Origin of the sequence: Streptomyces sp. NPDC059037, assembly GCF_042740015.1 — a bacterium.
Classification (GTDB): domain Bacteria; phylum Actinomycetota; class Actinomycetes; order Streptomycetales; family Streptomycetaceae; genus Streptomyces.
Map to the genome: position 1 here is coordinate 1 of NZ_JBHYIG010000263.1, position 14,157 is coordinate 14,157.

The following is a 14,157-nucleotide window of genomic DNA, read 5'->3' on the forward strand; positions in this document are numbered from 1 at the left end:
GGCGTTGACTTTTGGCACGCTGTTGAGTTCTCAAGGAACGGACGCTTCCTTTGTACTCACCCTCTCGGGCTTTCCTCCGGGCGCTTCCCTTCGGTGTTTCTTTTGTTCTTGCGTTTCCGACTCTATCAGACTCTTTCGTGTCCGATTTCCTCGGTGCCTTTCAGGTTCCCGCTCCGGCCTCTCGGCCTTTCGCGTTTCCCTTTCCGGCGGTTCCGACTCTATCAGATCCTTTCGGGCCTGATTCCCAGTCAGCGGGGTTTGCCTTCCCGGCCGTTGGGCCGTTCCGACGAGTGAGACTTTAGCGGATTCCTGGCTCCCGACCTAATCGGGGGCGCCCTTTCGGACGCGGATTCCTCATTTCGCAAACGCGTATGAAAACGAACGGACGACGGATCAGCAAAGAGACACGACGTCGATCGCTTAAATGGTTGTTGCGGAATGGCCGCCCGGGGACCGACCAAGTGGTCGACGCTCACGTCGGGCAACTCGGAGAACACTACGTATCTGGCCAGGGTGTGTCAACCCCACGCCACAGAGCCTCTCAGGGGCTACGGTAGGAGGCGTGACTATGCATGCGAACACCCAACTGTGGTGGGCCGCCTGAGGGCGGCCGTACATACGCATGTACTCAACGGCCGCCGCCTCGGCGGCCGTTCGTGTTTCTCCCCCTGGAGGACCCGGAGCCCGGCCGTCGGGCCGGCGGGCCTGACTAGGAGGTAGAGAGATGACGCGGATCTTCAGCGGGGTCAAGCCGACGGGGCATCTGACCCTCGCGAACTACCTGGGTGCCGTACGCCCGTGGGCAGAGGTCGACCAGTACCGGGCCGAGGCGCTGTTCAGCGTCGTCGATCTGCACGCCCTGACCGTGGAGCACGATCCCGGGCGGGTGCGCAGGCTGAGTCGGCAGGCGGCGACGCTGCTGCTCGCGGCGGGGATCGATCCCGAGCGGGCCACCGTGTTCGTACAGAGTCATGTGGACGAGCACGCCCGGCTCTCGTATCTGCTGGAGTGCGTCGCGACGGACGGCGAGATGCGGCGGATGATCCAGTACAAGGAGAAGTCCGCGCGGGAGCAGGCTCGGGGCGGGAGTGTGCGGCTGTCGCTGCTCACCTATCCGGTGCTGATGGCGGCGGACATCCTGGCGTACGGGGCGGACGAGGTGCCGGTCGGGGACGACCAGACGCAGCACGTCGAGCTCACCCGGGATCTGGCGGTGCGGTTCAACCAGCGGTACGGGCAGACGTTCGTGGTGCCGCGGGCCACGAATCCCAAGGTGGCTGCGCGGGTCATGGATCTGCAGGATCCGACGTCGAAGATGGGCAAGTCCCACGAGGCCGGGGCCGGGATCGTCTATCTGCTCGATGAGCCCGATGTGATCCGGAAGAAGATCCTGCGCGCTGTCACGGACAGCGGGAGCGAGGTCGTGTACGACCGGGAGGCCAAGCCGGGGGTCTCGAATCTGCTGGAGATCCTGGCCGCTTGTGAGGGTGGGAACCCAGACGGCTTGAGCGGTGTATATGAGTCGTACGGAGCGTTGAAGAAGGACACCGCCGAGGCCGTGGTGGAGCTGCTCAGGCCCGTGCAGGAGAGGCACAAGGAGCTGGTCGCGGATCCCGCGTATGTAGAGGAGGTGTTGCGGAGGGGGGCCGAAAGGGCGAGGGGGATGTCCAAGCCGACGGTGGACACCGCCTATCGCGCGATCGGTCTGCTGCCGCCGGTGAACGAGGCGCGGTAGGCGCGTGGGCTTGTGGTGACGACGGCGGAGGTCGTCGCCGCGGCCGCGTGAGGTCGCCGGGGGCGCTGGGCCCCCGGCGCCGAGGGGGTCAGGTGTTGTTGCCGGAGGCCAGTTCGCGGCTGCGGTCGCGGGCGGCTTCGAGGGCGGCGATGAGGGCCGCGCGTACGCCGTGGTTCTCGAGTTCGCGGATGGCGTTGATGGTGGTGCCGGCAGGGGAGGTGACGTTCTCGCGGAGCTTGACCGGGTGTTCGCCGCTGTCGCGGAGCATCACGGCGGCGCCGATCGCGGCCTGGACGATCAGGTCGTGGGCCTTGTCGCGGGGCAGGCCCAGGAGGATGCCCGCGTCGGTCATGGCTTCGACGAGGTAGTAGAAGTACGCCGGGCCGGAGCCGGAGAGGGCGGTGCAGGCGTCCTGCTGGGTCTCGGGGACGCGCAGGGTCTTGCCGACGGCGCCGAAGATCTCCTCGGTGTGGGCGAGGTGGGCGGCGGTGGCGTGGCCGCCCGCGGAGATGACGGACATGCCTTCGTCCACGAGGACCGGGGTGTTGGGCATGACGCGGACGACGGGGGTGTTGTCGGCGAGGCGTTCTTCGATGAAGGAGGTGGTGATACCTGCGGCGGCGCTGATGACCAGGCGGTCGGGGGCGACGTGCGGGGCGAGTTCGTCGAGGAGGCGGCCCATGTCCTGCGGCTTGACGGCCAGGATGAGGGTGTCGGCCTGCTTGGCTGCCTCGGCGTTGCTGACGGGGTCGACGCCGTAGCGGGTGCGGAGTTCCGCGGCTCGTTCGGCGCGGCGGGTGGTGACGAGGAGGTCGGCGGGGGCCCAGCCGGCCCTGATCATTCCGCTGAGGAGGGCTTCGCCGATCTTGCCGGTGCCGAGGACTGCGACGGGCTGGGGCATGTGTGGGTCACCCTCCAGGTGCGGTTCAGCGGTTCAGCGGTTCGGCCAGCGGTACCGGCGGTTCGGTGGGGCGCCGGTTCGGCTGGGTGGGGTCATCCTCGCATTGGTGTGGGTCAGGCCGTGCGGCGGCGGAGGGTGGCGGCGCCCAGAGCGAGGACGAGTACGGCACAGCCGGCGACGATGACGACGTCGCGTACGAAGTCGCCGGTGACGGAGGAGTGGCGGAGGACTTCGTTCATGCCGTCGACGGCGTACGACATGGGCAGGACGTTGGAGGTCGCCTCGAGGACGGGCTGCATCTGGTCGCGCGGGGTGAACAGGCCGCAGAGGAGGAGCTGGGGGAAGATCACGGCCGGCATGAACTGGACGGCCTGGTACTCGGAGGCCGCGAAGGCCGAGACGAAGAGGCCCAGCGCGGTGCCGAGCAGGGCGTCGAGGAGGGCGACAAGGAGCAGCAGCCAGGCGGAGCCGGTGACGTCGAGGCCGAGAGCCCAGAGGGCGAGGCCGGTGGCGAGGACGGACTGGATGGCGGCGAGGGTGCCGAAGGCGATGGCGTAGCCGACGATCAGGTCGCCCTTGGCGAGGGGCATGGCGAGGAGGCGTTCGAGGGTGCCGGAGGTGCGTTCGCGCAGGGTGGCGATGGAGGTCACCAGGAACATCGTGATGAGGGGGAAGATGCCGAGGAGGGAGGCGCCGATGGAGTCGAAGGTCTGCGGGCTGCCGTCGAACACGTAGCGCAGGAGCAGCAGCATCACGCAGGGGACCAGGAGCATCAGGCCGATGGTGCGGGGGTCGTGGAGGAGCTGCCGTAGGACGCGGGCCGCGGTGGCGAGGGTGCGGTAGGTGTTCATCGAGGGCTCCTGCCGGGGTCGTTCCGGGGGGTGTTCGCCGCGCTCGGGGTGTTCGCCGGGCTCTCGGAGTTGTTCGCCTCGCTCTGGGCCGCGTTTGCCTGGTCGACCAGGTGGAGGAAGGCCGCTTCGACCGTTTCGCAGCCGGTGCGGGTGCGCAGGGCGTCGGGGGTGTCGTCGGCGAGGAGTTCGCCTTCGCGCATCAGGAGGAGGCGGTGGCAGCGTTCGGCCTCGTCCATGACGTGGGAGGAGACGAGGATCGTGGCGCCGCGGTCGGCGGCGATGGTGTGGAAGAGGTTCCACAGGTCTCGGCGGAGTACGGGGTCCAGGCCGACGGTCGGCTCGTCGAGCACGAGGAGTTCCGGCGTGCCGAGCAGGGCCACCGCCAGGGAGACGCGGCTGCGTTGGCCTCCGGAGAGGTGTCCGGCCAGGGAGTCGGCGTGGGAGGTGAGGTCCACGTCGGAGATGGCTCGGGTGACGGTGTCGTGGCGGCGTTGTGCGGCGGGGCCGTGGCCGGGGTCGAGGACGGCGGCGAAGTAGTCCAGGTTCTGGCGGACCGTCAGGTCGTCGTAGACCGAGGGGTCCTGGGTCACGTAGCCGATGCGGGAGCGGAGTTCGCGGGCGCCTGCGGGGCGGTCGAGGACGTTCAGGGCGCCGGTGACCTGGGCCTGGGTGCCGACGACTGAGCGCATCAGGGTGGATTTGCCGCAGCCCGAGGGGCCGAGGAGGCCGGTGATCTGGCCTGGGGGGACGGTGAAGGTGAGGTTGCGGAGGACTTGGCGGGGGCCTCGGATTACGGAGAGGTCCTTCGCCTCGATCGCTGGCCGACGATTATTCATCATGTGATGATTATTGCTCGCCCGGGGGCAGGGGCGTCAAGGGGTGGCTCCTCTGAGGTTCGGTACGCCGCAGCTTTGGGGTGCTCTGCGGTCGGCCGCCGCCTGGCCCTTCGGGTTTCGGTGCTCGGCAGGTGGCGTTGTGCCCGCCCTTCCCCAAGCTCTCGGCTTCGCTCGAGCAGGGGAGACCCCACTCGCCGTGCGGAACGCCTGCCCACAACAGGGGCTGCCGCGGGGGCTCACTTGAGTGGGCGCCGGCGCTTGTGGGGGAAGAGGGAGTGACGTCTGATCGCCGGGCAGCTGTGCGCGATGGGGGACACCGAAGCGCCCGCGGGCTCACGGAAGTGGGCGTGGTCGGTGCTGTCCTCGACCTCGCGCTGGTCGCGTCCGCGGAGTCGCTGTTCAGTGCGGCGGCGGTGGACCGGCCGCACCAGGGGCCGCGTACCGACTACTACGACACGGAGCTCAAGGCCGTCGGTGGGGGTGTGGCTGAGGGGTGGGTCGAGGGGTGGCGGGTGTCTGGCGTTGGGGCATCGGTGCCGGACGCGTGGCTCAGCCCCTGCGCTTCCTCCGGGAAGGGTTGCCCGTGCGGCGGGATGTGCGCTTCGCGTACTGGTCGCGGGCCGTCTCGTACTCCTCGCGGTGGAGTTTCTCGCCGGGGGCCTCGGTGAGGGAGCGGAGGAAGTAGGCGAGGAGCGAGCCGATGAAGCCGATGGTCATCAGGCCGCGCATCGATGACTGGGACGCCGGGTCGTGGCGTCGCGTGAAGCCGTCCCAGGTGCGCCGGAAGGCGATCGCGCTGCAGATCGCGAACATGACGACCATCAGGACGTTCACGAAGGTGCCTACGTCGGCGATCGCCATGCCCTCGTACGCGAAACGCAGCACGAAGCAGCCGGCCACGGCCGCGAGGAGCGAGCCGGCCGCGGCTCCGGCGCGGCGTGCGGCGTAGCCGTTGTCGTGGGCGACCCAGGTCGTGCCGAAGAAGCGGAGGGGTTCGGGCTGCGGGCCGGGGGCCGTCGCGTCCGTGCGGTCGGGGGTGCTGGAATCTGCGCTCACCCTCCGAGTATCGCCCGGAGCAGCCGCGGTGCGGGCGCGGTGCGGGCGCGCCCTATTCGTCCCCCGCCTTGCCCTGCCGTACCACTCGGCAGCTAGTTTGTGCGGCAGGACAGGTAAACGGGCTCATGCGGCAACTGATGCACGGGGGACGGGGAGGTCGGGGAGAGTGTCGCTCCGCGGAGGTGACCCAGCCGAGATCGGCGGCTATCCGCTCGAGGCGCGGCTCGGTTCGGGCGGCATGGGCACGGTCTTTCTGGCGCGTACGGCTTCGGGGCGGCCCGTGGCGATCAAGCTGATCCACCAGCAGTTCGCGGGGGACGAGGAGTTCCGCATCCGCTTCCGGCAGGAGGTGGCGGCGGCGCGGCGGGTGAGCGGCGCGTTCACCGCCGCGGTGGTCGACGCGGACCCGGAGGCCGAGCATCCCTGGATGGCGACGGCCTATATAGAGGGGCACACGCTCGCCCAGCGCATCGCCAAGCGGGGCCCGCTGGCCGGCGCCGAGCTGCGCACGCTCGCCATCGGTCTGACGGAGGCGCTGCGCGACATCCACCGGGTGGGCGTCGTGCACCGCGACCTGAAGCCGTCGAACGTCGTGCTCTCCCCCGAGGGCCCGCGCGTCATCGACTTCGGCATCTCGCGCGCGACGGATCAGCAGACGCTGACGATGACGGGGCGGGTGATCGGTACGCCGCCGTTCATGTCGCCGGAGCAGTTGCAGGCGCCGCGGGGCGTCGGGCCGCGGTCGGACGTCTTCTCGCTCGGCACGCTTCTTGTGTACGCGGCCACCGGGCAGGGGCCCTTCGACGCGGACAGCCCGTATATGACGGCGTATCAAGTGGTGCACGAGGCACCGTCGTTGGGGTCGGTCCCCGCGGCGCTGCGGGCGGTCGTCGAGCCGTGCCTCGACAAGGACCCCGAGGCGCGGCCGTCGGCGGACGAGCTCCTGGAGCGGTTGCGGGACCTGCCGGTCGAGATGGGGGCGGCGGGCGCGGGCGGCAGTCGTACGCGGGACACGGATACGCAGCATCATCGGTCGGCGGGTGGGGACACCGGTTCCGGGGGCGGCGGCACGGGTTCCCGGGGTGGAGTCCCGGACGGGTCCGAGACGTCCATCCGCCGCCGGTTGCGCCGCCGTTGGCGCCCGGTGCTTGCCGCCGCGCTCGCCGTGGCCGCCATCGGGGGCGGGGCCGCGTGGCTTCAGCTGGACGGGTCCGACGCCCCTGCCGACGACGGCAAGGGACAGGGGCGGACCGTGGCCGCGGCGGGTGTGCCCCTGCCCGAAGGCTTCCATCCGTGGCGCAGGACCGTGCCCAACGGCCAGAACCCCCCGGACGAGCTGCGCTGCGTACCGCGCGGCGACGCGTTGTACTGCGGGGGCGGTGGCGTCGTCGCGAGCCGGATGCGGATCTCCGACGGCAAGGAGATCTGGAAGGTGAAGAGCGGCGGCGTACCGGTCGAGGGCATGCACATCGTGGGGGCCACGGACGACACGGTCCTTGCCTACCGCCCGCCGACCGACGCGGACGGGGCGACCGACGCGACGACCGAGGTCGTGGCGCTGGACGCGGAGACCAGCAAGGAGCTGTGGTCCACCGGCTCCGGCTCGCAGTCGACGGGGCTGACGGGCCGGACCCAGGACGCCGTCCTTTTCAACTCCCGCGTCCTGACCGTCAATCCGGAAGGCACCCGTGTCGAGGCCCGCGAGGCCCGCGGCGGTGACCTGCTCTGGTCGACGCCGATGCCCGCGGGCTCGCAGTGCGCGCCCTTCACCGCGGGCGAGCGGCTTTACGCCCTGTGCGCGCCGCAGGCCGAGGTCGACAGTCTTGAGCTGAACCACCCTGTCGTGCACACCGTCGACCCCGAGTCGGGCGCGCTCGACAAGGGCGTCGCCGTCAAGGGTCCTGTGCAGCCGGTGGGCGGCGACGACGGCGGGCTCGTACTGCTTCATCAGCGTATGAAGGGGCCGGAGTTCCTCGGGTACGACCAGGTGGTGCGGGTCGACGCGGAAAGCCGTGACGTGTCGTACCGGCCGCTGTGGACCACGTACGGGGCGACGCCCGGCATGGCCGGCGGAACCGTCTACTTCGCCGGGCCGACCGGTCTCATCAGCGCGGTGGATCCCGCGACGGGGCGGCAGAAGTGGGCCCGGCAGACGAATGTGGACAGCGCTTCGGGGCCGGTCGCCGGGGACGGCGCCCTGTATTTCAGCTCGGCCAGCGGGCGGGTCGTGGCGCTGTCGCCGGGTGGCAGGACGCTGTGGAACGGCGATCCGCGGGCCGACGGTCTTGGCGGCGGGGTGAACGCGAGTCCGCGTGTGGTGGTTTCGGGGCGGGTCGTGGTGGTGGCTGCCGCCGGGAACACGGTGTTCTCTTTTGACGCGAAGAAGCCGCCGAAGTCCGGGTGAGGGGCCTCGGCGGCTTCTTCTCTTTGAGCGGTGTGGTCAGCAGCGGGGTGCCACGTAGCCGTCGCTGCCCGTGCGGACGTACGTGTCCGATACGTAGCGGCCGCTGCCGATGCGGTCCCAGATGCTGGAGGTGCCGGTCGGGCCCGTCACCTTCTCGCCCGGGCGCTGGCAGTAGAGCGTGACTCGGGTGCCTGCCGAGAGGCGGCCGACCTTGGCGTAGGAAGTGCCGGGGCCGGAGCGGACGTTGACGTCTGCGGCTATGGGGTACGACCTTGCTGCCGCGGCCTCAGCGGACTCTGCGGACTCCGGTGCCATGACGTTCTCGCTCATGCTTCTCTCCCCCGTGAAGCAGGGGCGGCTTGGGGCCGCCCCTGGCTTGTTCGTCACTGGTGTGGACGCGTGGGGGTGGTGGGGTGGTTGCGGGCGGGGATTTTCTTTCTCCGATCCCGCCCCTACCCGAATCCATTCCGGCTTCGCCGGCCTTGTGCGTACCGGAAAATCACCGGCTTCGCCAAGCTCGTCCTCAAACGCCGGACGGGCTGAAAACTTCTAGCCCAGCTTCGACACGTCCCGCACCGCACCCCGGTCCGCGCTCGTCGCCATCGCCGCGTACGCCCGCAGTGCCGCCGAGACCTTGCGCTCGCGGGACTTGGGGGCGTAGACGCCGCCGAGCGCCTCGCGGCGTGCGGCCAATTCCTGCTCCGGGACCAGGAGTTCGATGCCGCGGTTGGGGATGTCGATGCGGATGCGGTCGCCGTCCTCGACCAGGGCGATGGTGCCGCCGGACGCCGCCTCGGGCGACGCGTGGCCGATCGAGAGGCCCGACGTGCCGCCGGAGAAGCGGCCGTCCGTCACCAGCGCGCAGACCTTGCCGAGGCCGCGGCCCTTGAGGAAGGAGGTGGGGTGCAGCATCTCCTGCATGCCCGGACCGCCCTTGGGACCCTCGTAGCGGATGACCACCACGTCGCCCGGCTCGACCTGCTTGTTGAGGATCTTCTCGACGGCCTCTTCCTGCGACTCGCAGACCACGGCCGGGCCCTCGAACGTCCAGATCGACTCGTCGACGCCCGCCGTCTTCACGACGCAGCCGTCCTGAGCCAGATTGCCCTTCAGGACCGCGAGACCGCCGTCCTTCGAGTACGCGTGGGCCACGTCCCTGATGCAGCCGCCCGCGGCGTCCGTGTCCAGGGTGTCCCAGCGCTCCGACTGGGAGAAGGCCTGCGCGGAGGGCTTGCAGCCCGGTGCCGCGTGCCACAGCTCGACCGCCTCGGCGGAGGGCGAGCCGCCGCGCACGTCCCAGGTGTCGAGCCACTCCTTGACGGACGCGGAGTGGACCGTGTTCACGTCCTCGTGGAGCAGGCCACCGCGGTACAGCTCGCCGAGCAGTGCGGGGATGCCGCCCGCGCGGTGCACGTCCTCCATGTAGTACGTCCCGCCGGGCGCCACGTTCGGGGCGACCTTCGCCAGGCAGGGCACGCGGCGCGAGACGGCGTCCATGTCGGCGAGGGTGTATTCGAGCTCGGCCTCCTGCGCCGCCGCGAGGAGGTGCAGGATCGTGTTCGTGGAGCCGCCCATGGAGATGTCGAGCGCCATGGCGTTGTCGAAGGCGGCGCGGGTGGCGATGGAGCGCGGCAGGACCGAGGCGTCGTCCTCGTAGTAGTAGCGCTTGGTGATCTCGACGACCGTCTCGCCCGCCCGCTCGTACAGCGCCTTGCGGGCGGTGTGCGTGGCGAGCACCGAGCCGTTGCCGGGGAGGGAGAGGCCGATCGCCTCGGTCAAGCAGTTCATCGAGTTCGCCGTGAACATGCCGGAGCAGCTGCCGCAGGTCGGACAGGCGTTCTCCTCGATACGGAGGATGTCCTCGTCCGAGATGCTCTCGTCCACCGCGTCGCTGATCGCGTTGACCAGGTCCAGTTTGCGGACCGTGCCGTCGACCAGCGTGGCCTTGCCGGCCTCCATCGGGCCGCCGGAGACGAAGACCGTCGGGATGTTGAGACGCAGGGCCGCGTTCAGCATGCCGGGGGTGATCTTGTCGCAGTTGGAGATGCAGATCAGGGCGTCGGCGCAGTGCGCCTCGACCATGTACTCCACGCTGTCCGCGATCAGGTCGCGGGAGGGCAGCGAGTAGAGCATTCCGCCGTGGCCCATCGCGATGCCGTCGTCCACGGCGATCGTGTTGAACTCGCGGGGGATGCCGCCCGCGGCCTTGACCGCCTCGGAGACGATCCGGCCGACCGGCTGCAGGTGGGTGTGGCCCGGGACGAACTCGGTGAAGGAGTTGGCGACGGCGATGATCGGCTTACGCCCGATGTCCGCGCCGGGTACACCGGAGGCGCGCATAAGGGCGCGGGCGCCCGCCATGTTGCGGCCGTGGGTGACAGTGCGGGACCTGAGCTCGGGCATCGTCGCTCGCTCCTTCAAGGATCTTCGGAGAGACTTCGGAGATTCAGACAGATAAGACTCGACTGTTGTCGAGCGTACGCCGACCCTCCACGATCTGGACAGGCTGTCCGGATAGCGGGACGGCCGTCTCGGTGAGCGGCTGCCCGCCCCACCGTCACCGCCCGGTCGGATGCTCCCGCCCGACCGTCACGGCCCGGTCAGATGCTCCCGCCCCACCGTCACGGCCCCGCCAGGTGCCCCTGCACCACAGGCGCGATCCGCGCGATGATCGCTTCCGGGTCCGCGGAGGCCAGCGGTTCCACCTGGATCACGTACCGCAGCATCGCCGTGCCCACGAGCTGCGCGGCCGCGAGCTCCGCCCGCAGCTCCGCGTCCGGCTGGTCGATGCGGCGCGCCACCTTGCCGAGCAGCTGCGTCACGATGAGGCGGCGGAAGACCGCGGCCGCCGTGTCGTTGTTCACCGCGGAGCGCACGATCGCCAGGAGCGGGACGCGGGTCGCGGGGTTCTCCCAGACGCCGAAGACGAAGCGGGTGAGACGCTCGCCGACCGCCTCGAGCGGGCCGTCCTCGACCGCCGCGGGCGCCTCGAGCGCGGGCGCGAAGGCGACCTCGATCGCCGAGGCGAAGACCTGCTCCTTGGTCCCGAAGTAGTGGTGCACGAGCGCCGAGTCCACCCCGGCCGCCTTCGCGATCCCGCGCACGGAGGTCTTCTCGTACCCACGTGCGGAGAACTCGGTGCGGGCCGCCTCCAGGATCCGGTCCCGCATCGCGGGCCCCTCGGCCGACTGCATACGCGACGGTCGCCCCCTGCGCCGCGGAGCCGCATCCCCCTCGGCCGCGCCGCCCTTCGCCGCGCCGCCCCGTGCCGCCGCCGTCACGACCGGGGCACCTGCGCCGCGGACGCCAGATGCAGCCGCGTATAGGCGAGGGCCTCGGCGAGGTCGGCCTCACGTTCGGCGCTGGACATCGCGCGCCGCGTATTGACCTCGATGACGACGTGCCCGTCGAAGCCGCTCGTCGCGAGGCGTTCGAGCAGCTCGGCGCAGGGCTGTGTGCCGCGGCCCGGCACCAGGTGCTCGTCCTTGGCGGAGCCCTTGCCGTCGGCGAGGTGGACATGACCGAGGCGGTCGCCCATGCGGTCGATCATCTGCAGCGCGTCCGTGCGGGCGGTCGCGGTGTGGCTGAGGTCGATCGTGAAGTGGCGGTAGTCGTCCTTGGTGACGTCCCAGTCGGGCGCGTACGCGAGCATCTCGCGGTCGCGGTAGCGCCACGGATACATGTTCTCGACAGCGAAGCGGACGTCCGTCTCGTCGGCCATCCGCCAGATGCCATCGACGAAGGCGGACGCGTACTGCCGCTGCCAGCGGAAGGGCGGGTGCACGACGACCGTCGAGGCGCCCAGCTTCTCGGCGGCGGCCTGGGCGCGCTGGAGCTTCACCCAGGGGTCCGTGGACCACACGCGCTGCGTGATCAGCAGACATGGCGCGTGCACGGCGAGGATCGGGATCTGGTGGTAGTCGCTCAGCCTGCGCAGGGCCTCGATGTCCTGGCTGACCGGGTCGGTCCAGACCATGACTTCGATGCCGTCGTAGCCCAGGCGCGCGGCGATCTCGAAGGCCGTCGCCGTCGACTCCGGATAGACCGAGGCCGTCGACAGGGCGACCTTCGCATCCGGGATGCGCACCACTGGTTCTGCCACGAGGGACAGCGTACGGGCCCTTGCGCGGCGCCGGGGAGGTGGTCTCCCGCAGTGGCCTACGTCACCGGCCCGCCGGTCACGGGCTCACGTCCCCAGGCGCCGGGAGGTGGTCGAGCCGCCGCAGGATCACGCCCTCGCGCAGCGCCCAGGGGCAGATCTCCAGGGTCTCGACGCCGAACAGATCCATCGCGCCCTCCGCGACGAGCGCCCCCGCGAGCAGCTGTCCGGCCCGCCCCTCGGAGACCCCCGGCAGCTCGGCGCGCTCGGCCGCCGTCATCGCGGCCAGCTGCGGAACCCAGTCCTCCAGGGACTTCCGCTTCAGCTCACGCTGTACGTAGAGGCCGTCGGCCGAGCGTGCGGCGCCGGCCAGCCTGGCGAGCTGCTTGAACGTCTTCGAGGTCGCCACGACATGGTCCGGGCTGCCGAAGCGGCTGAACTCCCCCACCGTGCGGGCGATCTGGGCGCGCGCGTGCCGCCGCAGCGCCTTCACGTCCTGCGGGGCCGGCGGGTCCTCGGCCAGCCAGGCCGACGTGAGCCGGCCCGCGCCGAGCGGCAGGCTGACCGCCGCGTCCGGTTCCTCGTCGATGCCGTACGCGATCTCCAGAGATCCACCGCCGATGTCGATGACCAGGAGCTTCCCCGCCGACCAGCCGAACCAGCGGCGGGCCGCCAGAAAGGTGAGCCGGGCCTCCTCCGCGCCGGTCAGGACCTGCAGATCGACGCCGGTCTCCTCCTTCACGCGGGCGAGCACCTGGTCCGCGTTGCTGGCCTCGCGGACCGCGGAGGTGGCGAAGGGCAGCAGGTCCTCCACGCCCTTGTCCTCGGCCGCCTCCAGGGCGTCACGGACCGTGGCGACGAGCCTTTCGACGCCTTCGGGGCCGATGGCTCCCGCCTCGTCGAGGAGTTGGGCGAGGCGCAGGTCGGCCTTGTGCGAGTGCGCGGGCAGCGGGCGCGCGCCGGGGTGGGCGTCCACCACCAGCAGATGCACCGTGTTCGAACCTACGTCGAGGACACCGAGTCTCATATACGGAACGCTACTGCGCGTACGGCGGTCGCTGGTCCTCGGACCGGGTACCGCGCGCATACCCTGGAGTCGTGCCAAAGACGAAAAAGGCGAAGACCGACAAAACGAAGTCGAAGAAGAAGTCGGGGAAGCCGGAGAAGGTGCAGAAGCCCCAGCCGGACGAGAAGGGGCTCGACTTCGCCCGTGCCTGGGTGGAGTTCCCGGATCCCGCGGACGACGAGCAGGTCTTCCGTTGTGATCTGACATGGCTGACCTCTCGGTGGAGCTGCATCTTCGGAAGCGGCTGCCAGGGCATCCAGGCGGGCCGGGCGGACGACGGCTGCTGCACGCTGGGCGCGCACTTCTCGGACGAGGACGACGAGAAGCGGGTCGCCGGGTTCGTGGACCGGCTCACGCCGGACATCTGGCAGCACCACGCCATCGGCACGGAGACCGGCTGGGTGTCGACGGACGAGGACGGCGAGCGCCAGACCCGCCCGTACAACGGCTCCTGCATCTTCCAGAACCGCCCCGGGTTCGCGGGCGGCGCGGGCTGCTCGCTGCACATCCTGGCCCTCAAGGAGGGCCGTGAGCCGCTGGAGACCAAGCCGGACGTGTGCTGGCAGCTGCCGGTGCGGCGGACGTACGACTGGATCGACCGGCCCGACGACACGCGGGTTCTGCAGGTGTCGATCGGGGAGTACGACCGGCGTGGCTGGGGTCCCGGCGGGCACGATCTGCACTGGTGGTGCACGTCGGCGACGTCGGCGCACGGTGCGGGGGATCCGGTGTACGTCTCCTACCGCCCCGAGCTGACGGAGATGATGGGCAAGGCGGGTTACGACCGCCTGGCCGAGCTGTGCGAGGAACGACTGGCGTCGCAGCTGCCGCTGGTGGCGCCGCATCCTGCCGATCCGGCTCGGTGACCGGGCGAGGGCTCCCTGCAGGGATTCAAACGCCGGACGGGCTGAATCAGCCCTCACTCGGGCTCGGCTCCCCGCTGCCGTCGGTCGGTGACGGGGTGGGGGTCGCAGTCGCGTCCGTGGGAGTCGGCGTCGGCTCCGGGTCCGACGGCGTGGGCGTGGGAGTAGGTGTCGGCGTCGGGTCCGTGGGCGTAGGGCGCGGGGCCGGTGTCGTCGGGCCCGTCGCACGCCCGTACCCGTTGATCGAGACGAGGGGGGGCCCCGGGGGGGGGGGGGCCCCCCCCGCGCGCCCGCGCGCGCCGGGCGGCGCGGGGGGGGGCCGGCACGCACGCGGGGGGGGCTGGGG

General features: G+C 70.6%; 12 protein-coding genes and 1 pseudogene. 4 read left to right on the forward strand and 9 right to left on the reverse strand.

All coding sequences use genetic code 11. From position 1 onward, the window contains the following. The first annotated feature begins 724 nt into the window (after positions 1-724). On the forward strand, positions 725-1,735 hold the full coding sequence (gene trpS, locus ACFWY6_RS36420) for a tryptophan--tRNA ligase (protein ID WP_384699832.1): 1,011 nt from the start codon (positions 725-727) through the stop codon (positions 1,733-1,735). 88 nt (positions 1,736-1,823) lie between these two features. Here trpS and proC read toward each other — a convergent pair whose 3' ends face one another. The 3 genes from proC to ACFWY6_RS36435 all read right to left on the reverse strand — a co-directional run bounded on the left by proC (position 1,824) and on the right by ACFWY6_RS36435 (position 4,326). Continuing rightward, the gene (proC, locus tag ACFWY6_RS36425; RefSeq protein ID WP_384699834.1) at positions 1,824-2,636 is read right to left on the reverse strand and encodes a pyrroline-5-carboxylate reductase; all 813 of its coding nucleotides are present in this window, start codon (positions 2,634-2,636) and stop codon (positions 1,824-1,826) included. 113 nt (positions 2,637-2,749) lie between these two features. After that, complete coding sequence (locus ACFWY6_RS36430; RefSeq protein WP_384699836.1) at positions 2,750-3,487, reverse strand: ABC transporter permease; 738 nt, start codon at positions 3,485-3,487, stop codon at positions 2,750-2,752. After that, complete coding sequence (locus ACFWY6_RS36435; protein ID WP_384699838.1) at positions 3,484-4,326, reverse strand: ABC transporter ATP-binding protein; 843 nt, start codon at positions 4,324-4,326, stop codon at positions 3,484-3,486. Before ACFWY6_RS36435 ends, ACFWY6_RS36430 begins: the two co-directional genes overlap by 4 nt. Positions 4,327-4,655: 329 nt before the next feature. Between ACFWY6_RS36435 and ACFWY6_RS36440 the strand changes: the two are divergent. Beyond that, positions 4,656-4,811 (forward strand): annotated as a pseudogene (locus ACFWY6_RS36440) (SulP family inorganic anion transporter); the annotation flags it as partial. Between the two features lie 61 nt (positions 4,812-4,872). Here the strand turns inward: ACFWY6_RS36440 and ACFWY6_RS36445 are convergent. Next, positions 4,873-5,379, reverse strand: coding sequence for an EamA/RhaT family transporter (locus tag ACFWY6_RS36445; RefSeq protein ID WP_384699840.1), 507 nt, complete (start codon positions 5,377-5,379; stop codon positions 4,873-4,875). A 166-nt stretch (positions 5,380-5,545) separates the two neighbouring features. Between ACFWY6_RS36445 and ACFWY6_RS36450 the strand changes: the two genes are divergently transcribed. Next, complete coding sequence (locus ACFWY6_RS36450; RefSeq protein WP_384699842.1) at positions 5,546-7,783, forward strand: protein kinase; 2,238 nt, start codon at positions 5,546-5,548, stop codon at positions 7,781-7,783. Positions 7,784-7,819: 36 nt separating this feature from the next. On the opposite strand, the gene ACFWY6_RS36455 is transcribed toward ACFWY6_RS36450, so the two are convergent. From ACFWY6_RS36455 to ACFWY6_RS36475, 5 genes are all read right to left on the reverse strand, one after another. Further along, positions 7,820-8,113, reverse strand: coding sequence for an SH3 domain-containing protein (locus ACFWY6_RS36455; RefSeq protein ID WP_384699844.1), 294 nt, complete (start codon positions 8,111-8,113; stop codon positions 7,820-7,822). Between the two features lie 219 nt (positions 8,114-8,332). Next, positions 8,333-10,186, reverse strand: a complete 1,854-nt coding sequence (ilvD, locus tag ACFWY6_RS36460; protein ID WP_384699846.1) for a dihydroxy-acid dehydratase — start codon at positions 10,184-10,186, stop codon at positions 8,333-8,335. A 218-nt stretch (positions 10,187-10,404) separates the two neighbouring features. Then, positions 10,405-10,977 (reverse strand): TetR family transcriptional regulator, encoded by a 573-nt coding sequence (locus tag ACFWY6_RS36465; protein ID WP_384699854.1) that lies wholly within the window; start codon positions 10,975-10,977, stop codon positions 10,405-10,407. 83 nt (positions 10,978-11,060) lie between these two features. Then, positions 11,061-11,885 (reverse strand): sugar phosphate isomerase/epimerase family protein, encoded by an 825-nt coding sequence (locus ACFWY6_RS36470; protein ID WP_384699848.1) that lies wholly within the window; start codon positions 11,883-11,885, stop codon positions 11,061-11,063. A gap of 76 nt (positions 11,886-11,961) precedes the next feature. Further along, positions 11,962-12,909: a Ppx/GppA family phosphatase gene (locus tag ACFWY6_RS36475; protein WP_384699850.1), complete on the reverse strand. Its 948-nt coding sequence runs from the start codon at positions 12,907-12,909 to the stop codon at positions 11,962-11,964. A 71-nt stretch (positions 12,910-12,980) separates the two neighbouring features. Between ACFWY6_RS36475 and ACFWY6_RS36480 the strand changes: the two genes are divergently transcribed. Then, positions 12,981-13,814, forward strand: coding sequence for a hypothetical protein (locus ACFWY6_RS36480; RefSeq protein ID WP_384699852.1), 834 nt, complete (start codon positions 12,981-12,983; stop codon positions 13,812-13,814). Positions 13,815-14,157 lie beyond the last annotated feature (343 nt).